Below are 21,339 nucleotides of genomic sequence, written 5' to 3'. Positions count from 1 at the left end.
GCTTACTCCACGAACAGCAGGGCCGGGGTTTCCAGGCGCGTACGGATCGCCTGCACGAACTCGGCCGCATCCATGCCATCGACGATGCGATGGTCGAACGAGGACGACAGATTCATCAGCTTGCGGGCAACGACCTGGCCCTCGCGGAACATCGGGCGTTCGATGATGCGGTTCACACCGACTATCGCCACTTCCGGATGGTTGATGATCGGGGTCGACACCACACCGCCAACGGCACCGAGGCTGCTGATGGTGATGGTCGAGCCGGACAGTTCCTCACGGGTCGCCTTGCCCACGCGCACGGCGTTGGCCAGGCGCGCGATCTCGATGGCGGTCTGCCACAGATCCAGCGACTCGGCATGCGCGACCACCGGGACCGACAGGCCGACCTCGCTCTGGGTCGCGATGCCCAGCTGCACGCCTTCATAGCGGGTCACGATGTTGGCCTGGTCGTCGAACCGGGCGTTCATCTGCGGGAAGTCGCGTGCGGCCAGCACCACCGCGCGTGCCAGCAGCGGCAGCAGGGTCAGCTTGCCGCGCTCCTTGGCCCAGCGCTCGTTGAGCTTGGCGCGCAGGGCCTCCACTTCCGTGACGTCGATTTCTTCCACATAGGTGATGTGCGGAATGGTCGTCCAGGACTGCTGCATCTTCTGCGCGATCTTGCGGCGCAGGCCCATGATCGGCACCTGCTGCTCGCCGGTGCGGCGCGCGTAGCTGCTGCCGCCGGCACTGCCGCCGACCGGCTGCGCCTTGCCGCCGGCGGCGGCGTAGGCGTCCAGATCGGCCTGCAGGATGCGACCGCCCGGGCCGGTGGCCGGCACGTAGCGCAGCTCGACACCCAGATCCCAGGCGCGGCGGCGCACGGCAGGTGAGGCCAGCGGGGCTTCACCGGCGTTGAGCACGCCGTTGGTGACCGCGCCACGCGCGTCCTGCTTGGCGGCACAGGCGGGTGCGGATGCAGCGGCGGCCTTGGCCGGCGTCGCAGCCGGTGCAGCCTCGGCGGCTGCCGCAGGTGCAGCTGCCGGTGCGGCCGCCTTGGGCGCAGCCACCGGTTCGGCCGGCGCGGCAGTGGCCGGTGCACTGGCGGCGCTGGCATTGCCCGCGCCTTCCACTTCCAGGCGGATCAGCTCGCTGCCGACGGCCATCATCTGGCCGGGCTTGCCGCCCAGCGAGACCACGGTGCCTGACACGGGCGAGGGAATCTCGACCATGGCCTTGTCGGTCATGACCTCGGCCACGACCTGGTCTTCGGCGACCGGGCCACCGACCTCGACCTTCCAGGTGATCAGTTCGACTTCGGCGATACCTTCACCGATGTCCGGCATCTTGATGACGTGATGTCCCATGGTTCAGTCCTCCAGCACGCGCTGCATTGCATCGATGACCCGGGACGGACCCGGGAAGTAGTCCCATTCCTGCGCGTGCGGATACGGGGTGTCCCAGCCGGTAACGCGTTCCACCGGGGCCTGCAGGTGGTAGAAGCAGTGCTCCTGCACCAGCGCGACCAGTTCGGCGCCGAAGCCACAGGTGCGGGTGGCTTCGTGCAGCACGATGCAGCGGCCGGTCTTCTTGACCGAGTTGACGATGGCCTCCAGATCCAGCGGCCACAGACTGCGCAGGTCGATCACTTCGGCATCGATCCCGGCATCTTCGGCGGCGGCCTTGGCCACCCACACGGTGGTGCCGTAGGTGATGATCGTCAGGGCCTTGCCTTCGCGGGCGATGGCGGCCTTGTCCAGCGGCACGTTGTAGTAGCCCTCCGGCACCAGGTTGTCCGGGTACTTGGACCACGCGGTGACCGGGCGGTCGTGGTGACCGTCGAACGGGCCGTTGTACAGGCGCTTGGGCTCCAGGAAGATCACCGGATCGTCGTTCTCGATCGAGGCGATCAGCAGGCCCTTGGCGTCGTACGGGTTGGACGGCATGACCGTGCGCAGGCCGGTGGCGTGGGCGAAGATCGCTTCCGGGCTCTGGCTGTGGGTCTGGCCACCGTAGATGCCACCACCGCACGGGGTGCGGAACACCAGCGAGGAGGTGAAGCTGCCGCCGGAGCGATAGCGCATGCGCGCCGCTTCGGACACGATCTGGTCGTAGGCCGGGTAGATGTAATCGGCGAACTGGATCTCGGCGACCGGGCGCAGGCCGTAAGCAGCCATGCCGATCGCCGCGCCGGCGATGCCGTTCTCGGAAATTGGCGCATCGAACACGCGCTGCTTGCCGTACTTGGTCTGCAGGCCGTCGGTGCAGCGGAACACGCCGCCGAAGTAGCCCACGTCCTGGCCGAAGACCACCACGTTGTCGTCGCGTTCCAGCATCACGTCCATCGCCGAGCGCAGCGCCTGGATCATGGTCATCGGCGTGCCGCCGGTGTTGTTCTGTTCAATCCCGCTCATGTGTTCAGACTCCCAACTGCTGACGCTGGCGACGGAGGTGTTCGGGCATGTCCTTGTAGACGTCTTCGAACATGAGGGCCGCGCCGGGACGGTTGTCGCTGCCGAGCAACCCGTGGGTCTCGGCTTCCTTGAGGGCACGCAGGACCTCGGCATCCAGTTCGGCGCGGACTTCGTCGTGCTGCTGCTCGCTCCACAGGCCGCGCTTGATCAGGTGCTGCTTCAGGCGGTCGATCGGATCGCCGAGCGGGAAGTGCTGGGCATCATCGGCCGGGCGGTACTTGGAGGGATCATCCGAGGTCGAATGCGGGCCGGCGCGGTAGGTGACCCACTCGATCAGGGTCGGGCCCAGGTTGCTGCGGGCGCGTTCGGCGGCCCAGCGCGAGGCGGCGTACACGGCCAGCAGATCGTTGCCGTCCACACGCAGCGACGGAATCCCGTAGCCAACGCCGCGGGCGGCGAAGGTGGTGTTCTCACCGCCGGCGATGGCCTGGAAGGTGGAGATCGCCCACTGGTTGTTGACCACGTTGAGCACGACCGGTGCGCGGTACACGTGCGCGAAGGTCAGCGCGGCGTGGAAGTCGCCTTCGGCGGTCGCGCCATCGCCGACCCATGCGGTGGCGATGCGGGTGTCGCCCTTGATCGCCGAGGCCATCGCCCAGCCCACGGCCTGGATGTACTGGGTGGTCAGGTTGCCGGAGATCGAGAAGAAGCCGTAATCCTTGTACGAATACATGATCGGCAGCTGGCGGCCCTTCAGCGGGTCGGCCGCGTTGGACAGTACCTGGCAGATCATGTCGACCAGCGAGACTTCCTTGGTGATCAGGATGCCCTGCTGGCGGTACGTCGGGAACTGCATGTCGTCATCGCGCAGCGCCAGGGTCTGGCCGACCGCGATCGCTTCTTCACCCAGGCATTGGATGTAGAACGAGGTCTTCTTCTGGCGCTGGGCGATCAGCAGGCGGGCGTCGTAGGCGCGCGTCTTGAGCATGGCGTGCATCGCACGCAGCAGCACGGCGTCGTCGATGTCGGCAGCCCAGGGGCCCACGGCGTCGCCGTTGTCATCCAGCACGCGGATCAGCTGGCCGGTCAGCGGTGCGGTCTGGCTGGCGCTCACGTCCACGGGCGGTTTGTCGACAGCGCCGGCGGGGCTCAGCTTCAGATAGGAAAAGTCGGTGGCCTGGCCGGGACGGGCGCTGGGCTCGGGCACGTGCAAACGCAACGGTTCACTCGTGGCGGGGATCTGGGGTGATGACATGTCAGGGGCCTCGCTGGGCTTGGGTCATGGAGCTACAGGCATACCGCAGGCGGGGGGCAACGGTAATGGCGATGTTGGCGCGCCGACATCCGGGCGGGATCTCGTCGCGAAGCGGGTAAGGGCCAGCGCTTGCAAGGCGGCTGGGGCCATGGCGCATTGCACCCGGTGTGAAGTCTAGAGGCACAGCGGCTTATCGTAAATTTGTTTAATTGCGTATGAGGTATTGTTTATTCAGATATCTTCATTCCGTGGGAGCCCGTGCATGCAAATCCCCGCCAACATGACCCTGCGCCAGCTGCGGTACTTTGCCGAAGCGGCCGAGTTGGGGCAGTTTTCGCAGGCCGCACGCAAGCTGCACGTCTCCCAGTCGGTCATCACCACCGCGGTCGCCCAGCTGGAAGCCTCGCTGGGCCTGAAGCTGTTCGACCGCATGCCGCACGGGGTCGGGCTGACCGCGGAGGGGCACCGCTTCCACCAGCATGTGCGGCACATCCTGGATACGCTGCAGGACGCGCTCAGCGAGCCGATGTTCCTGGCCAACACCCTGCCGGGCCGGGTGAGGATCGGCGCGTCCTACACGGTGCTTGGTTACTTCCTGCCGAGCCTGCTGGCGCGCTTCAAGCGCTCCTACCCGCAGGTGGAAGTGGATCTGGTGGACATGGACCGTGCCGCGATCGAGCAGGGCGTCGGCAGCGGCGATCTGGATTTCGGGCTGTGCATCATTTCCAACATGGCCGAGCCCTATGTGCTGCGGCGGCAGGTGCTGATCCGCTCGCGCCGCCAGCTGTGGCTGGCCGAGTCGCATCCGTTGCTGCAACTGCCGGTGATCAGCCCGGCCGACGTGGAGCCGTATCCGTACATCATGCTGATGGTCGACGAGGGCCAGGAGTCTGCGATGCGCTACTGGCGCTCGGTCGGGCGCGAACCCAACGTCGTGTTCCGCACCTCGTCGCTGGAAGCGCTGCGCGGCATGGTCGCCTACGGGTTCGGGGTCAGCATCCTCTCGGACATGGTCTATCGGCCGTGGTCGCTGGAGGGGCGCCGGATCGACGTACGCACCCTCACCGATGCGGTGCCGCCGATGGAAGTCGGCCTGGTCTGGCGCCCGGACGAAGACCTGTCCGCGCCGGCACGCGCACTGCATCAGTTCCTGGTCTTCGCCTGTGGCGGATGAGTGGCGATGACCTCGAACGCCTGCCCGCGGCGTGACCAGATCTGCCACGCCGAATAGGCCAGCAACGGCACCACGTAGGTCGCCAGGATGGCGTAGGCCAGCAGCCGGTAGCCCTTGGCGATCAGCGCCACCAAGCCGATGCCATCGGCCATGAACACTGCCATCAGCAGGATCGCCACGATGATCGCCACGCGGACCCCGCGCTTCGGTGCGGTACCGGTGCGTTCCTTCCAGTTGACGCTGATGCGGCCATCCACCGAGGCCATCAGCGTGACCCCGGTTTCCACCAGGGCCACCATGATCATCAGGCGGAACAACAGCTGGAACCAGGGCAGGCCGAGCTGGCCGAGCATGAGGTCGGACGGCAGCGGCGCGTCGGCGATGTCCGGCAGGAACGCGATCATGCAGACGTAGAACACGATCGCCGGCAGGATCGCCAACGGGCCGGCCAGGGCGCCGGCGATCACCGCATCGCGCCGGCACAGCAGGTGGCGCACCACCAGCAGGATCGAGACCGCCGCAAACATGTTGTAACCGGCGTAGGTCACGCCGTTGAGAACCCAGTCCTTGCCCAGTTCATGGGTGTTGGAGAGCTGCGCCATCGCGCCGCCGCCGAAGCGGTAGAGGATCAGGCACGCGGCAATGGCGTAGACCAGATACATGAAGGCCGACATCAGCTTGAACATGCGTTCGACGGCATTGGTGCCGGCCTGCACTACGCCGGTGATGATCGCCACCAGCAGCAGGGTGCCCACGATGCGCGGCCAGCCGAACATGGTCGCGGCCAGTTCGCCGGCGGCGGCGCCGAACACGGCCAGCACCACCACGATCAGCGCCAGGTAGGCCACCTCGAAGGTCCACCAGCCACGGCCGAGCAGATGCCGGAAGAAGGTGCGGTAGTCGTTGGCACGGATCGCCCGTGCCAACAGGAACGTCAGGATGCAGATCACGCTCCAGATCAGCATCGACAACACCATCGCCGCCAGGCCGCCCCAGGGGCCCGAGGGCAGGAAAAACTCCGCCAGCTCACGGCCGGTGGCGTATCCGCCGCCGATCACGGCCGACTTGAACGCCAGACCGGGCAACAGATACCGCTGGAAGCGGCTGGCGGCGGCGGTCACTTGCGGGCGGCCGTGGGCTGCAGCAGGTAGAAGTCGCGCACGGTGCGGGCGATCTCGGCGATCACACGCTCACGTTCGCTGCGCGGGGCATTGCTGGCTTTGACGAACACGGAGATCGCAAACTGGCTGCCATCGGGCAGGGTGACCACGCCCACATCGTTGACGGTGCCGGCTACAGTGCCGCTCTTGTCGGCCACCTTGGTGCCCGGCGGCAGACTGCCACGCAGGCGTGCACTGCAGGTGCGGCAACGTTCCATGATCTGCACCAGCACCTCGGTGCTGGCCGGGCTCAGCGCCTTGCCGGTGAACAGCCTGGTCAGCAGGGTCGACATCGCACGCGGCGTGGAGGTGTCGCGCGGATCCTTGTCGAAGGCTTCATTGCCAGCTTTCGTGCGCTTGACGACCTCGGGGTCGAGGGTCAGTTCGGCCACGCGCTCCTTGGTCAGTGGCTCATCACCGAGGCCGAAGATATCGCTGAGCAGCTGCCGGGTGTTGCGATCCAGCCGCTGGCCTTCGATGCCCTGTGCGCGCAGCCAGGCGGTGACCGCAGCCGGCCCGCCAGCCTGCGCCACCAGCACGTCGGTGGCGGTGTTGTCGCTCTGGGTCAGCATCACTTCCAGCAGGTTGTGCACCGACAGGCTCACACCATCATGGATGAAGCGGTCCGCGATCACTTCCGAATCGACATAGAACGCCTTCGGCACCGGCACCATCGTGGTCAGTGCCAGTTCGCCGGCATCGACCTTGGTCAGGATCACGGCCGCCACGGCGACCTTGAACGTGCTGGCCATCGGGAATGCTTCGTCGGGATTGAGATGGACCTGCGCGCCCTTGCCATCCAGGCGCCACGCCGAGACCCCCACCTTGCCGTCGACCAGGGTGGCCAGGCGCGCGACTTCGGTTTCAACCGGGCTGGTGGTGGCGCTGAACGCAGCGAGCGGGCTCAGGCCCAGCAACGCGGCAACGCACAGGCTCAAGGTACGGGATGTCATCTTCATGCGATGCAGGCCTCCAGCAAACGGTTGAATTCCCCATCTTGCCGCATCGGGTCGGCCACCGGCAGACCAAGACGCGCGCTGACTTCGGCACAGGCGGCAGCTGCCGCGGCGTCGGTCATGCCATGGGTATTGAGACTGACGCCGACGCAGCGGATATCAGGATTGGTACGGCGCCCCAGTTGCACGGTCAATGCGATGACCTCTTCGATGGAGGGCAGCGGATAGTCCGGATACCCCAGCACGTGCTTGCGCCCCGGCTGGTGGCAGACCACGAACACATCCGGCTGGCTGCCATGCAGCAGACCGAGGCTGACACCGGCGTAGGCGGGATGGAACAGCGAGCCCTGGCCTTCGATGACATCCCAGTGATTGTCGGCCGCATTCGGGCTGAGCAGTTCGGCGGCACCGGCCGAGAAATCGGCGACCACCGCGTCCATCGGAATGCCGCTGCCGGCGATCAGGATGCCGGTCTGGCCGCTGGCGCGGAAGTCGGCATCCACGCCGAGCCCACGCAGGCCGCGTGCCAGCGCCAGCGCGGTGTACTTCTTGCCCAGCGCGCAATCCGTGCCGACGGTCAGCACGCGCTTGCCGGTGCGCTTGCGGCCGTTGCCGACCGGAATGCCGCGCGGCGGCACGCGCACGTTGATCAGCTCGCGCCCGTGGCGTTCGGCCGCCGCAGCCAGTTCCGGAATGTCACCCAGCTTCTGGTGCATGCCACTGACCAGGTCCAGGCCGTTTTCCAGTGCGTCCACCAGCGCCGGCAGCCACTGCGGGGGAATGACCCCACCGCCGTTGGCCACGCCGATCACCATCGCCCGGGCACCGGCGGCGCGCGCCTGCGCCGGCGTCATGCTCGGCAGGCCGGTGGTGATCGGGCAGCCCGGCAGGCTCCACTCGGCCACGCACACTTCCGGCGCCCAGTCGTGCAGGCCGATCGCGGTCTTGGCGAAGCCCGCTTCGGTGGTGTCACCCAGGAACAGCAGGTACGGCTGGGGGAGGGCGGCGAGGGCCTGTACGGCAGCGGTGGGCGTTGCGCTCATGAGGGATCCAGTAGTCGGGGGAGAGAAGAGAGGGGAGGCATTCACGACGAGGGGCTCGCAGTTGTTAGACCTGGTTGGATCTGTATAAGTCCTAATCAGAGAATATGCAACCCAATCAGGATACTCCTTTAGTCTCTTCCGACCGTGGGCCCGGCGACGGCTTGCGCGCCACCGGGCACGGCGCTACGGCACTCAGTAGCGATAGTCGATCGACATGCCGATCGTGCGCGGCTGCAGCGGCACGCCGGTCACCGCGACGTAGCGGTTGAGCGCGTCCCGTACCGAGCCGGTTGAGACGTAGGCACGCTCGTCGGTGGCATTGCGGGCGTACAGGCGGACCGTCCACGTCATGTTGGTCAGCTCGGCATGCAGGTCCAGCGCGTTGTAGCTGTCGATGTCGTACGCGCCGGCGACGCGCTCGCCGGTGACCCGGTAGCCAGCACCGACCCGGCCCTGCCACTGGTCGCTCACATCGAAGTCGTAGTCGATCGTGCTCGACCAGCTCAGGCGCGGCGTCATCGGCATCCGGCTGCCGGACACCAGGCCGCTGGAGGGCGGTACATCACCGATCTTCGAATCGATGTAGGCCGCATTGAGGCCGATCGTCAGGCGCTCGGCCGGGCGGACCATGAAGCTCAGTTCCGCACCCTGGCTGCGCGCGCTGCCGGCATTGCCCATCCAGCTCAGGCCGTTCTCGGAGACGCGCACCTGGATGTCGTCCCAGTCGATCCGGAACAACGCCAGGTCGATCATCGCGCGGCGGTCCCAGAAGTGCGATTTGAAGCCGAGCTCGAGGTTGTCCAGCGTGTCGGCCTTGGTCATCGGCACCACGCCGGAGGTCGAGACGTTCGGTCCACCCGGGCGATAGCCGGTGGCGTAACGCGCGTAGATCATCGCGCTGTCGTTGAGGTGCCAGCGCGAGGCCAGCTTCCACGTGGTCACGCTGTCATCGGCGGAGTCGGCCAGATCGATCGGCCGCGGGCCGTACAGCAGCCCGATGCTGTGCTGTTCGAAATCCTGCTGGTTGCGCGCGTGCCGCACACCGGCGGAGACATCGAAGCGCGGGCTGAACTTGTACGTGACGTCGGCGAAGATCGCCTGCTCGTCATAGGTGCCGGGCAGGCTGGCGGTGCCGGGGTTGAACGGCAGCGGGATGCCGTTGGCATCGTAGGCACTGACCTGCTGGCGGTTGGTGTTCTTCTCGCCGGTGAAGAAGGTGCCGAGCAACCATTCGACGCGCTCGCTCTCCTTGGAGCTGATGCGGAATTCCTGGGTCCACTTGCGCGTGCCGAGGAAGACATCGAACTGCGCCTGGCCGGCCGGGTACGGTGTCAGCAGCGGCCAGGCCACGCCATAGACCAGCGTGGAATCCTGCACTTCGTCCATGCGGGTTTCGGAGAAGCTGGTGGCGGAGACGAAATCGACGTTGCCCAGATCCCAGTCCAGGATCGCCGAGTAGTAGTCGGTTTCCATCCGGTACGGCGTCGCGCGCTGCAGGATGCCTTCGAGCGGGCCGCGGATCGGCTCCAGCGTGGGATAGGTCAAGCCCACCGCACTGGAGTTGTCGGCGTCCACGATCTGCGACAACGCCTGCACGCGCAGGTTGGCGGTGTCGCTGATGCGCCAGGTCAGGGCCAGGCGGGAGGCCAGCTGGTAGTAGCCGTTGCTGTCTTTGGCATCCTCGCCGGTGAGGTCAGGCTGGTCGACGTAGCCGGGCGTGCTCTGGCGCGACAGGCTGGCGCGCATGGCCAGCTTGCCTTCAATGAGCGGTACGTTGAAGGCCGTGCGCACGCCGATGCCGGTATCGCCGGCCTCCTTGGTCGCGTTCACATCCGTGCCAGCGCGGAACTCGAACGCATCCGGATCGGCCGCCTTGGTGATGTACTTGAACAGCCCGCCCATCGAACTGGCGCCGTACAGCGTGCCCTGCGGGCCGCGCAGCACTTCCACGCTCTGGATGTCATACGGCAGCAGGTCCAGTGCGTAAGTGGTCGCGCGCTGTTTGTTGCTGCTCGGGCCGATCGGCGTGTCATCGATGTAGGTGCCGATGATCGAGCCGCCCCCGAGAGGCGCGACACCGCGCAGTGCCATCGTGGTCTGGCCCGGTGCGCCGCCGCTGTCCACCTGGAAGCCCGGCACGTAGGCGGCGAAGTCGTTCAGGCGAGTGGCGCCGAACGCCTCGAGACGTTCTTCGCTGATCACGCTGACGCCGGCGGCCACCTCCATCACGTTCTCGGCGCGCTTCTGTGCGGTCGCCACCACGCGATCGAGCTCTACCACATCGGGCGTGCTGCGGCTGCCATCGGCGTCGGCATCCTGGGCCATCGCTGCGGTGGCAAGGCCCATGCAGCACAGGGTGACGGTGGAGGCGAGGATCGAACGTTTCATCGGCTTGCGCATGTGGCGGGCTCTCCGGAATCAGGAACGGGGTCAGGCAGGAAAAACGACGGCCATGCACGGCGGTAACAGCCGTGCAGGGGTGTGGAGGCGCGCGCTGTCGACGCTGCGCCGGGTTGGCACGTCGGTCAGGGGAGGGGGCGTGGGGGAAGGAAACGGCAGACGACGGGCGTTGGCAGGTGCAAGGCCGTGTTGCTGGCCAGCGGCGCGATCGGCGCGGAGGCTGGCGGTGGGGTTGTACGGAAACTGATCGGGCATTTCGACATCCCTACAAATCCTATGTAAGGAATATTTAGCTTGATCAGGTTTATGTCAAGCTCAATCAGAAAACATCATCCCATTACGGACTATTGCGCCGCAGCAATTCAGCGGATGCGGAATCGCGTTGCCAGGCGTTCTGATCTGTCCCGGGGGCGTACGCCGGGAAACGGGTCGCTATCGGCCGCGATCGTCGCCACGGCCGATCGCTCTGCTCAACGCTGCGGCCTCAACCCGATGTCACGGCACCGTCGGCCGCGGCGGCATTCTGTGGTGCAGGTGCAGCATTGCCGGCGAGCAATGGCCGGGCACGTCGCTCCAGGCGCAGCAGCAGCACCGCAACCAGCATGCAGGTGCCGGCCATCAGCGAGAAGAAGACGGCACTGGAAAGCGTTGACCACAGCGTGCCGACCGCGCCGGCCAGCAGGTTGCCGCCGAACGAGGCCAGGAACCAGAACGCGATGATCGTGGCGCCAAAGCCGACCGGCGCCAGCCGTGCGAACAGGCCCAGCCCCACCGGCAGGATGAAGAGCTCGCCGAAGGTGAAGATCGCAAAGAACAGGACGGCCCACAGCCAGCCGACCTTGGCCGACGGTTCACCGCCCAGCATCGCCACCAGGGCAAAGGACAGGCCGACCACCGCAGCACCGATCGCCATCTTGGTCAGTGCGGCCGGCTCGCGGCCGTTGCGGGCCTGGCGGGTCCAGTGCTGCACCAGCATCGGCGTGATCAGGAACACCAGCAGGGGATTGAGCGAGAAGAACCAGGTCATCGGCAGGGTGAAATCGGCGGTGAGCACGCGGTCCACGCCGGTATCGAGCCAGATCGCGATGGTGTTGCCGATCTGCTCGTAGGCCAGGCGGAACACCACGATCAAGCCGGCAATCATCGCCATCACCTGCAGCAGCGGGCGGTAGGCTGGCTGCCACAGGGCGGAGAAGGGCAGTGTGGCGCGCTCGCTGCGCGGCGGATCCGGCGGCAGATGGCGGCGGCCGGTGATGTAGATCACCAGGCCGAGCAGCATGCCGATGCCGGCCGCGGAGAAGCCAACGTGCCAGCCATACACCTCACCCAGCGTGCCGCAGATCAGCGGGGCGAGAAACGCACCGAGGTTGATGCCCACGTAGTACACATTGAACGCCGAGCCACGGCGCGGATCATCGCGCTGGTACAGATCGCCGACCTGGCCGGGCAGGGTCGGCAGGAACAGCCCGTTGCCGAGCACGATCGCCAGCAGGGCCGGATACAGCAGCGCATCGAAGGCCATCAGGAAATGGCCGAACGCCATGATCGCCCCGCCCAGGATCACCGCCCGCCGCTTGCCCAGCCAGCGGTCGGCGAGCATGCCGCCGAACACCGGGCTGAGGTAGGCCAGCGCGGTGTACAGGCCGTAGACCATCGAGGCCTGTTCCTGCGAGAACAGCAGCTGCTTGGTCATGTAATAGACCAGCAGCGCCCGCATGCCGTAGTAGGAGAATTTCTCCCACATCTCGGTGAGGAACAGGATGGTCAGGCCAGGCGGTTGCCCGAACCAGGCCTTGCGCGGGGCATCGAGGGTCATGGGGCGGGGCGTCCGGGGGTCAGATCTGCAGGCCGGTGCTGATCAGGCGCTGGGTAATGGCGACGAACGCCACCACCAGGCCTGCCAGTGCGACGACCCAGGCACCGTAGCGGCGCACGCGCGGCCAGCTGGCCGGCGCGCGGACGGCCACCCAGACCAGTGCGAGGGCGGCGATAACGCTGAGCCAGGACAACGCCTGCACCAGGATCAACGGCCCGTTGGTGTACGACGAGATCGCGCCCGGGCCAGCGATCGATTTCACGTACAGCGCCCAGGCGACCACGGTGCCGAGCTGCGTGGTGACCGACAGCGTCTGCATCCAGCGCAGGCCACGGGCCTCGAGCGGTGCGCTGACGCGGTAGTAGCGGCGCACGAACACGCCCCCGATGCGCAGCACGGCCGACAGCGTCAGCAACCCCAGCGCGACGAACAGCGCCGGGCGCAGCCATACCGGCGAACGCCAGCCCGGGATCGGTTCAAAGCCGAACACCGAGGCGAACGGACCGCCGGAGAAGTACACCGGCCGGCCGTCCTTGACCTTCACTTCCAACAGGCCGCGGCCGTTTTCCTGCTGCCACAACCACGGCGACACCTCGCGCCAGCGCAGCAGCTGGCCGTTGAGGCCCTTCTGGCCATCCACGGTGATGGTGCCGTCCTCCTGCGGGTGCACACGGATCGGTGCGAACAGCGTCAGCATGCGCAGATACGAACTGTCCGAACGGCGCGTGCTCTGCCAGCTCGTTCCGGCCAGCGCAGCGGCGTGCTCGCGGGCAGTGGCAGCATCCACGCCCGGGCCAGCGCGTTCGATCGGCAGGGTCGGCAGGAAATTCTCGACGAAGCGCTCCCACACCTGGGCGCGCAGGGCAGAACCGGCCGCGTCACGCCCCACGCTGTTGGTGGACACGAAGACGCCGATGTTGCGTTCCGGAATCATCCACAGCCACGAGTAGAAGAACAGCATCGTGCCGCCGTGCGAGCGGGTGTCATAGCCACCGGTGTCCGAGGCCATCCAGCCCAGGGCCATGCGCGGCAGGTGCGGCAGGATCGCCGGCTGCGGGGTCAGCATCTGTGCGTTGGTTTCCGCGCGCATGATGCGCTGGCCGTCCAGTTCGCCATGGTTGAGCGTGGCCATCATGAAACGTGCCATCGCCGAGCCGGAGGCATACAGACCGCCCACGCCCGGCGCGGTGTTCTTCTCGGCCGGGTAGCTTTTGCCCGAGCCCAGCAGATAGCCCTTGGCAGCGTGCGGCAGCAGCTCGGCCGGCAGCTTCTGTTCGAAGCTGGCGTACTGCATGTCCAGCGGCTGCAGGATGTGCTGCCTGGCGTAATCCTCGAAGCGCTGGCCGCTGACCCGCTCGACGATGTACGAGGCGATGCCGGTGGCGTAGTTGGAATACGCCGGCGTGGTGCCCGGTGCGGAGATCTGGTTGGGCACCCATTCCTTGAGGTAGTTGTCTCGGTTGGCCGGATGGTCCGGGCCCAGCACGATCAGGTAGCGCATGCGCTCTTCCAGACCGCTGGTGTGGGTCATGATCTGGCGCAGCGTGATAGGCTCACCCTTGGCCGGGACCTTGATGTCCAGGTAGGTGTTGATGTCGGTGTCCAGGTCCAGCTTGCCCTGTTCCACCAGCTGCATCACCGCGGTCCAGACGAACAGCTTGGAGATCGAGCCCGGGCGGAACAGGGTGGTCCTGGGATCCACCGGCGTGCGCTTTTCAACATCGGAGAAACCAAAGCCGCGCTCGGTGACGACCTTGCCGTTCTCGACCACGGTCACCACGGCGCCGGCGAGATCGCCCTGCGCCATCAGATAGGGCACCAGGCCATCCAGGAAGGTATCCACGCGGGCCGCATCCAGCGTGCCGGTGGCGGCCGGTGCGGGCGTGATGGTGTCCGGCGTCTCGGCAGCCACAGGTGCGGCGGGCGCCGCGACGGGCGTGGGTGCCTGCGCATGCAGCGGCGAGAACGCGGCGGTGGAGGCCAGCAGCAGGCCGGAGATCAGCGGGCGCCAGAGACTCATGCCTGCACTCCCTTGCCCCACACGGCATCGTCGCAATGCACCAGGCCCTCGTCGTAACGCAGGCCCGGCACGCGATCGTCGCGCAGGAACAGCGGGCCATCCAGATCCACCACGTCGCAATGCTGGCCTACGATGAAGGCCGGGCCCATCGCCCAGCTGCTGCCGATCATGTTGCCGACCATCACCTGCATGCCCAGCGAGCGTGCCTTGCCGACCATCGCCAGGCTTTCGGTGAGGCCGCCGGCCTTGTCGAGCTTGATGTTGATGACGTCGAACAGGCCTGCCAGCGCGTCGATCTCGGAAACGTCCTGCACACTCTCGTCGGCGGCGAACGGCAGCGGCCGCGCGAAGCCCTTGAGCTCGGCTTCGCGACCGCGCGGCAGCGGCTGCTCCAGCAGCTTGATGTCGTTGTCCAGCAGCACCGGAATCAGTGCATCGAGCACATCCACGCTGTAGCCCTGGTTGGCGTCCACGCCCATCCACACATCCGGGCGCACCTTGCGCACCGCGCGCACGCGCTCGATGTCGATATCCAGGTCACCGCTGAGCTTGAGCTTGAGTGCCTTGGCCGGCGCATAGCGTCCGGTTGCGATCGACTGCATCGTCGCCGGGTCATCGGCGCCGAGCGTCCAGGTGGTCAGCAAGGGACGCGTCTGCGAGAGCCCGGCCAACGCCCAGGCATGCTTGCCGATGCGGCTTGCTTCCAGATCCCATAGCGCGCAGTCCAGCGCGTTGCGCGCACCGCCGCGGGGCAGCAGCTGCTGCAGTTCGGCACGGGTGATGCCGGCTTCGATCCGCGCACGCAGCAGTTCCAGCGTGGCCAGCATCTGCTCGGGCGTGTCATTGAAGTAGTACACGCCGCTGGCTTCGCCACGGCCGCGATGGCCGTCCTCTTCCAGTTCCACGCGCAGTACCGGCGCGTTTTCGAACACGTAACCGCTGATCCGGAACGGGGCCAGCAACGCAAGCGAGTCGATCTGCAGGGTCAGTTTCACAGGATGTCTCCAGCCCCATGGCGGGGCCATGGGTCAGTAGTTGAGAGCGAAGTCGGCCAGGCCCATCAGGACCAGGGCGTAAGCGAGCACGCAGGCCGACAGCAGCAGCAGCGCAGCCCACAGGCGCGCCAGCCAGCCGCGTCCAGCGCGGAACGTCTGCACCAGGTTCCAGGCCGTTGCGCCGATCCCGCCGATGATCGCGATCACCGTGGCGATGCCCAGCCCGATCACCGCCGGATCCAGACGATCATCCAGGCGGGCGAAATCGGCTGACGCCCAGGCCATCACGGCCATCGCGGCCGCAGGCACCAGCAGCAGGAGCCAGCAGGCGGCGCGGCTCAGGCGATAGGCCAGCAGGGTGCTGCGCGGCCAGCCCAGCACGCGGCCATGACGGCGGCGGACGAGGGCGGCGATGGGCCACGCCAGCGCGGCCAGTGCCAACACCGCCACAGCAGCGGTCAGCAACGGCTTGAGCCACAGCGCCGAGCGGTAGCCTTCCGCGGCCAGGAACACGTTGAACGGGGAGGAGGAATCCACCGCGAAGCCGACCGGCGTGCCGTCCTTGAGGATGGCGGCCAGGCGCAGTTCGCTGTTGCTCGCCTGCCACAGCCACGGGCCGATCGGCTTGAAGGTGGTCGGCTGCCCGTTGGGCTGCTTCAGGCGCGGCAAGCGCAGGCTGCCATCGTCGAGGGCTTCCAGGCGCGTCTGGGTGAGGATGCCGGTACGGCCGATGCCGGTCTCGGCGCGACGCGAATCGAGGTAGCTCGGTGCCGCCAGCTGGCGTGACTGCGCCTTGGCCAGCGCCGCGTCGACGGCCGCTGCCGGGGCCGGGGCGCCCGCCGGGAAGTAACGGTCAGCGAAGTTCTCCAGCAGTTCACGCCGGATCGGGCCGGTGATGCCATTGGCGCCGGCACTGTTGAGCGAGACGAACAGGCCGACATCGTGATCGCGGAACAGGAACAGCTGCGAGTGGAAGGAGTAGGTGTCGCCGGCGTGCGACACCACGCGCTGGCCGTTGACATCGATCTCGTAGAAGCCGAGCGCCATGGTGTTCAGTGGCGGCGCGAAGCGGGTCTGCGGGGTCAGCATCAGCTGGCTGGTCGCCGCCTTCAGGATGGCGGTGTCATGACCGCCGGCGGCACTGAGGTGCGCGATCATGAAGCGCGCCATGTCGCTGCCGGTGGCCGAGAGTGCGCCGGCCGGCGCGGAGGGGGTCACTTCGAACGCACGCGGCTTGCCCGAGCCGAGGGCATAGCCTTTGGTCACCAGGGCGCGCAGCGCCGGCGGCAACGGCTGGCGGAAGCTGGCGTGCTGCATCTGCAGCGGCACGAAGATGTGCTGCTCGACATACTCGGCGAAGGGCTGGCCCGACACGCGCTCGACGATGTAGCCGGCCAGGCTGGTGCCGTAGTTCGAGTACGCGGGCACCGTGCCCGGCGCGAAGATCTGCGCCGGCACCCGGCGCTTGAGATACGGGCCCAGTTCGATGCCGCCGGCCTCGGCCACGGCTTCGCTGGTCCACATGTACTTGATGTTGGCCTCGAAGCCGCCGGTATGCGTCATCAGCTGGCGCAGCGTGATCGGCAGGCCGCGTTCGGGCACCTTGAAATCCAGGTACTGATTGATGTCCGCGTCCAGATCCAGCTTGCCGGCTTCCACCAGCTGCATCACTGCGGTCCAGGTCATCAGCTTGGAGACCGAGGCCATCCGGAACAGCGTGCGGTCCGGATCCACCGGCGTCTGCGCGGCCACATCGGAAACGCCGTAGCCGCGGCGGACCAGGATCTGGCCGTCCTTGACCACGGTGACCACCGCACCGGCGATATCGCCCCGCGCGATGGCGTACGGCATGAAGCCATCCAGCCAGGTGGTCGCATCGTCGGCGGTGAGCCGGGCAACGGAATCCACGCCGGCAGGCGGTGTTGCCGCCTGGGGTGGGGCGGGTGGCCGCTGTGCGTCGGCCTGGAAAGACAGCAACAGCCCACAGCACAAGCCGACAAGCCCTGACAACGCACGCATGTGACGATCCCCTTCAAACCATCTCAATCAGACAACAATATTCCTGATCAGAGAAATGTCAAATGCGCGTGATCGTGATCGGATCGCGCCAACCGGGCTGAATGTGACGTTTGGATGCCCTGCGTAGGCCGTTCTTCGGCCATTGAGAACGTTTTCAGGGCGCAGAGAAGCGCTTAAGGCGGCGAACGCGACAAGAAAGCATCCTGATCAGGATGGCATTCATCTCTACGTAGTATCGTATCGGCAACTTCACCAGCAATAGCCCAAAGGTCCTGTCGATGAGCCCCAAAAGCCCGACGCTCGGAACCCTGCTGCGCGGTCTGCGCACCCGCCAGGGATGGACGCTCAAGGAAATGAGCGAGCACACCGAAATTCCGCTGTCCACGTTGTCCAAGATCGAGCATGACCGCTTGACCTTGACCTACGACAAGCTGCAGCACCTGTCCCAGCGCTTGAACCTGCGCATGTCCGAGCTGTTCTCCGAGCCGGAGACCGACAGCGCGCCCAAGCCGGTCACCGCGCGGCGCAGCCTCGGCTCGCTCGACAAGGCACTGCGGGTGCAGACCGACAACTACGATTACTACTACCTGTGCACCGAACTGCGGCGCAAGCGGATGATCCCGATCCTCACCAAGGTGCGCGCCAAGACCACCGCCGAATTCGGTGAGCTGGTCCGCCACCCGGGCGAGGAATACGTGCATGTGATCGAAGGCCGCATCCAGGTCCACACCGAGTTCTACGATCCGGTGGTGCTGGAGACCGGGCAGGGCATCTACATCGACAGCCAGATGGGCCACGCCTACATCGTCGATACCGGCTGCGAGGAAGCGGTGCTGCTGGCCGTCTGTGCCAGCGCGGACGAGGATCTGATGGAATCGCTGATCACCCTGCATGAGCAGGAGGGTGGGGTCTGATTCTGCGCCCTGCGTGGCGCTGCGAGGACCCTGTGCCCGTAGCGCCGGATCGCAGTCGGCCGAAACGAACGCTTACCAGTTCGCCTCCAGCCGGCGGAACGGCTGGGTGAGCAGCACACCGCGTGCGTCGTAGTCGGTGACGTTGCGTCCATCCACCCGCACCGTGGTGGGGCGGGTGCGGCTCGGCCACCACACGCGCACCGCGGTGTCCTTGCGCAGTCCCTTGCCCAGCGTGACCTGCAGCGCTCCCTCGCGCTGCCGGGCCTGCAGCGCCAAGGTGCCATAGGCAGTCGGCAGGCGATCCACTGCCAGCCCATCACCGGCCAACCATGACGGCGGGGTGCCCGGCAGCAGTGACAGCGCGTCATCGTCTTCGCGCATCAGCATTCCGAACAGCGTGCGCCCGTACTCCGCACCGATCCAGGTATGCGGCATGTCGCCGAGGTAGCGCGGGAAGCGCAGCCGCGAGTGCACCACCTCGGCCAGCACCTGCCATTCCAGCGGGCGGCGGTCATGCAGCAACCCCTGCAGCAGTTCGTCGGCAGCCTCGGGCTGGTCCAGATGTACGTAGCTCAGCACGTTGCGGATTTCATACGGCGTGTAGGCGTACAACGCGTCCGGCTCGCCGCGCTTGCGCACATCCTGCAGATACCGCGCGAACGTGGTGCGCAGTGCCTCCGCCGGCAGCACATCCTGCGCGCCGGTCGGGTCGAGTGCAATCGACACACCGGTCGGGTCGCCATCGCCAAGGTCGGCCGAAGAGGGAATGAAGTCGATGCCCTTCCACGCCATCGTGGCGCGGATCGAAGCGGCCAGCGCATCGTGCAGGGCGGCGTACTGTCCGCGCGCCCATGCTGCGGTTTCGTGATCGCCGAGCGACTCGGCCAACCACGCGCCGTCATGCCAGCCCTTCAGGCCCCAGTAGTCGTCCCAGTAGCTGTGCGTGGGCGACGGGTAGCCCTCGTGGCTGATCGATGGCGCCAGGATGCCGGCGAAACGCTCGGGCGCGGGCTGGCTGGCCATGTAGCCGGGCACCAGCGTGCGCTCGCGGAGTTCCTGCAGGAAGCGCATCGCCGCTTTCACTTTGGGCAGGTACGCGCGCACCGAATCCGGTCCTCCATCCAGCCGCGCGACGTCGGCAACCAAGGCGATGTACTGCCCTTGGCTGTCGTATTCGATATCCGAGCCGAAGCCGGTGTTGACGCTGCCGTCGTCATTGAGGATCGGCGAGACCAGACCGTTGGCGTGCACGCCGTGCTCGCTGTACCAGGCCAGGTAATCGCGCGCGACCTGGGATTCACCCATGCGCAGCAGCACCGCCGAGGTAGCCATGCCGTCGCGGATGAAGGAGCGGTTGTAGTTGCGCGGGCCGGGCTGCATCGCAGGGCCGGTCTGGTTGATCAGCATGTACGCGGCCTGCGCGCGCAGCATGTCCACGAGGGAGGGATCGGGCAGACGCAGCCCGACCTGGCCCAGGCGTGCCTGCCAGTCGTCCGATGCACGTTTGGCCAGCGCGTCGTACGCCGCATCGGGTGCGCGCGGGACGCCGGCTAGATCCAGCGGCGGGGCGTCGGGCAGCGCACCGTCCGTCGCAGAGGGTGCCGTGCCAAGCGGGAAGGCGACCACCACGGAGCGGCTGGCACCGGGTGCGAGCTGCACGCGGTAGGCCAGCGCTGCGGAGGCCAGGCCGTCGGTATCGCGTGCCTGCGTGGCGGCGGGCAAGGTGCCGCTGGCGATCGCCGCGGTGATCTCGCTGCTGCCGTCCGGGCCGAATGGTGCCGCGCCGGCAGCATCCACCGGCGTCAGCGACTGCAGCAGGGCGCGACCATTGATGCGTACGCGTTGCCCCTCGATGGCGACTTCGCGGATCGGTGAGAGGCCTCCGTTCTGCCACGGCGGATTCATCTGCATCGGCCGCACCGCCAAGGTCAGGGTGCCGTCGACGGGCGCACTGCCGGTGTTGCGCAGGCGGTGACGCACGAAGGTGACCGGCCGTCCGTCGAGCTCGACCGCGAACGCCTCGCTCTGCAGTTCAAGCCCGGGTTGTGGCGACCACGTCGCCGAGGGCATCGGCTTCCAGCCATCGCGCAGTGCGTGCTGCACCGGTTGGTCGGCAGCGCCTGCGGCCACACCGTCGGCATTGCGCCAGATCGGCTGCACCAGCGGTGCACCCTTGAAGGCCTCGATGTTGCCGTACTCGTCGAAGATCGATTTCTGCCGGCCGGCATGGATGCCGACCGCGGTCCAGTAGGTCTGCTGCAGGTGCAGCGAGGCCGGGAACAACGCGCGCTGCGCGCCACTGGCGGCGATCTGGTAGCGCTTCATCGGGGTCATCACCGCCTTCGGCCCGAGCAGGCGCAGGCGGTCGACCTGCGGCGTGTCGCCCTCCACCGTCAGCCGCAGCGCCGTGGCGGTCACGGCCGCAGTGCCGGCCAGCCAACTCTGCTGGCGTGCACCCGCCTGCGGATCGCGCGCAAGCTCCACCCAGCCACCCTGGGCATCACGTGCCTGCAGCCGTGCGGCGCCATGCGCGCCTGTCCAGTCCACGGCCAGGCCGGTGGTGGCCACGGCACGCGGCAAGGTGATCTCAAGCGTGTGCGTATCGTCCTTGCCACGTGGGATCGTGACCGCGCTGCCGCCTTGCCACAGCGCCGCGGCCTGGGCTGCATCCACACCGGCCACGCGCGCACTGGTGGTGCTGTCCAATGGCTCCAGTTCGAAGATCGACACGCCCCAGTCCGACGTGCGCTCCGGGCTCGCCAGGCGAAGGTAGCGGGCCTGGCGTGGCGCGAAGTAGAGCGTCTCGATACCGCCGAGTGAATCGCGCATGGTGTAAGCCGGCTGCCACTGCTGGCCGTCCAGCGAGGTCTGCAGGGTGTAACCCTCGGGATTGGAGACATCCCAGGTGATCTGCGCGCCGCTGAGCGTGCTCGGCGTGCCCAGATCCACCTGGAACCAGTGCCCGGGGCTGAAGGCGCCGCCGGTCACCGTCTTCGGGTCGCCATCGATCAGGTGGCTGACCGCCATCGCCGGCACCTGCTGGGAGGAACTGCTGGCCTGCCACTGGCTGCGCGGCGGCAGGGTCTGGGCGGCGGCGCCGAAGCTCAGCGCGAGCGCGGAGAAGAGCAGGGTACCGGCCATGACGCGGCGCGGCCGGTGCACAACAGTCGAACGGTCAGCATGCAGCCCCATCA

The 21,339-nt window shown here is 67.1% G+C and carries 14 protein-coding genes; 2 read left to right on the top strand and 12 right to left on the bottom strand.

Features of this window, described 5'->3' with window-relative positions; all coding sequences use genetic code 11:
• Positions 1-2: 2 nt before the first annotated feature.
• The 3 genes from QMX81_RS04230 to QMX81_RS04220 are packed head-to-tail and all read right to left on the bottom strand — an operon-like array spanning position 3 to position 3,648.
• The gene (locus QMX81_RS04230; protein WP_282258956.1) at positions 3-1,346 is read right to left on the bottom strand and encodes a dihydrolipoamide acetyltransferase family protein; all 1,344 of its coding nucleotides are present in this window, start codon (positions 1,344-1,346) and stop codon (positions 3-5) included.
• A gap of 3 nt (positions 1,347-1,349) precedes the next feature.
• Positions 1,350-2,393 (bottom strand): alpha-ketoacid dehydrogenase subunit beta, encoded by a 1,044-nt coding sequence (locus QMX81_RS04225; protein ID WP_123729076.1) that lies wholly within the window; start codon positions 2,391-2,393, stop codon positions 1,350-1,352.
• A 4-nt stretch (positions 2,394-2,397) separates the two neighbouring features.
• The gene (locus QMX81_RS04220) at positions 2,398-3,648 is read right to left on the bottom strand and encodes a 3-methyl-2-oxobutanoate dehydrogenase (2-methylpropanoyl-transferring) subunit alpha (RefSeq protein WP_152150589.1); all 1,251 of its coding nucleotides are present in this window, start codon (positions 3,646-3,648) and stop codon (positions 2,398-2,400) included.
• Positions 3,649-3,910: 262 nt separating this feature from the next.
• On the opposite strand from QMX81_RS04220, the gene QMX81_RS04215 reads away from it, so the two are divergent.
• Positions 3,911-4,822: a LysR substrate-binding domain-containing protein gene (locus QMX81_RS04215; protein WP_026069764.1), complete on the top strand. Its 912-nt coding sequence runs from the start codon at positions 3,911-3,913 to the stop codon at positions 4,820-4,822.
• Here the strand turns inward: QMX81_RS04215 and QMX81_RS04210 are convergent.
• The 8 genes from QMX81_RS04210 to QMX81_RS04175 form a co-directional block, all read right to left on the bottom strand.
• Positions 4,792-5,943: a hypothetical protein gene (locus QMX81_RS04210; protein ID WP_282258954.1), complete on the bottom strand. Its 1,152-nt coding sequence runs from the start codon at positions 5,941-5,943 to the stop codon at positions 4,792-4,794. The genes QMX81_RS04215 and QMX81_RS04210 overlap by 31 nt on opposite strands.
• A complete protein-coding gene (gene bla, locus QMX81_RS04205; RefSeq protein ID WP_282258952.1) occupies positions 5,940-6,941 on the bottom strand; it encodes a class A beta-lactamase in 1,002 nt (333 codons plus the stop codon). Before bla ends, QMX81_RS04210 begins: the two co-directional genes overlap by 4 nt.
• The gene (locus tag QMX81_RS04200) at positions 6,938-7,981 is read right to left on the bottom strand and encodes a DUF1611 domain-containing protein (RefSeq protein ID WP_152150596.1); all 1,044 of its coding nucleotides are present in this window, start codon (positions 7,979-7,981) and stop codon (positions 6,938-6,940) included. The genes bla and QMX81_RS04200 overlap by 4 nt, the downstream gene beginning before the upstream one ends.
• 192 nt (positions 7,982-8,173) lie before the next feature.
• Entirely contained in the window at positions 8,174-10,381 is a 2,208-nt protein-coding gene (locus tag QMX81_RS04195) for a TonB-dependent receptor (RefSeq protein WP_282258950.1), read from the bottom strand.
• Positions 10,382-10,865: 484 nt separating this feature from the next.
• Positions 10,866-12,197: a peptide MFS transporter gene (locus QMX81_RS04190; protein WP_282258948.1), complete on the bottom strand. Its 1,332-nt coding sequence runs from the start codon at positions 12,195-12,197 to the stop codon at positions 10,866-10,868.
• Positions 12,198-12,216: 19 nt separating this feature from the next.
• Positions 12,217-14,217 (bottom strand): serine hydrolase domain-containing protein, encoded by a 2,001-nt coding sequence (locus tag QMX81_RS04185; RefSeq protein WP_152150603.1) that lies wholly within the window; start codon positions 14,215-14,217, stop codon positions 12,217-12,219.
• Positions 14,214-15,212: a dipeptide epimerase gene (locus tag QMX81_RS04180; protein WP_282258943.1), complete on the bottom strand. Its 999-nt coding sequence runs from the start codon at positions 15,210-15,212 to the stop codon at positions 14,214-14,216. Before QMX81_RS04180 ends, QMX81_RS04185 begins: the two co-directional genes overlap by 4 nt.
• A 33-nt stretch (positions 15,213-15,245) precedes the next feature.
• Positions 15,246-17,120 carry a serine hydrolase domain-containing protein gene (locus tag QMX81_RS04175; RefSeq protein WP_282258941.1) on the bottom strand — a complete coding sequence of 625 codons (1,875 nt, stop codon included), beginning with the start codon at positions 17,118-17,120 and terminating at the stop codon, positions 15,246-15,248.
• Positions 17,121-17,509: 389 nt separating this feature from the next.
• Between QMX81_RS04175 and QMX81_RS04170 the strand changes: the two genes are divergently transcribed.
• A complete protein-coding gene (locus QMX81_RS04170; RefSeq protein ID WP_070427228.1) occupies positions 17,510-18,145 on the top strand; it encodes a cupin domain-containing protein in 636 nt (211 codons plus the stop codon).
• 72 nt (positions 18,146-18,217) lie between these two features.
• Here QMX81_RS04170 and QMX81_RS04165 read toward each other — a convergent pair whose 3' ends face one another.
• The gene (locus QMX81_RS04165) at positions 18,218-21,337 is read right to left on the bottom strand and encodes a discoidin domain-containing protein (RefSeq protein ID WP_282258936.1); all 3,120 of its coding nucleotides are present in this window, start codon (positions 21,335-21,337) and stop codon (positions 18,218-18,220) included.
• Positions 21,338-21,339 lie beyond the last annotated feature (2 nt).

The organism is Stenotrophomonas sp. PS02301 (genome assembly GCF_029959485.1).
In the GTDB taxonomy this organism is placed as follows: Bacteria; Pseudomonadota; Gammaproteobacteria; order Xanthomonadales; family Xanthomonadaceae; genus Stenotrophomonas; species Stenotrophomonas maltophilia_Z.
The sequence above is the reverse complement of the archived record's forward strand: the minus strand, read 5'-3'. Positions and strand labels throughout refer to the sequence as shown.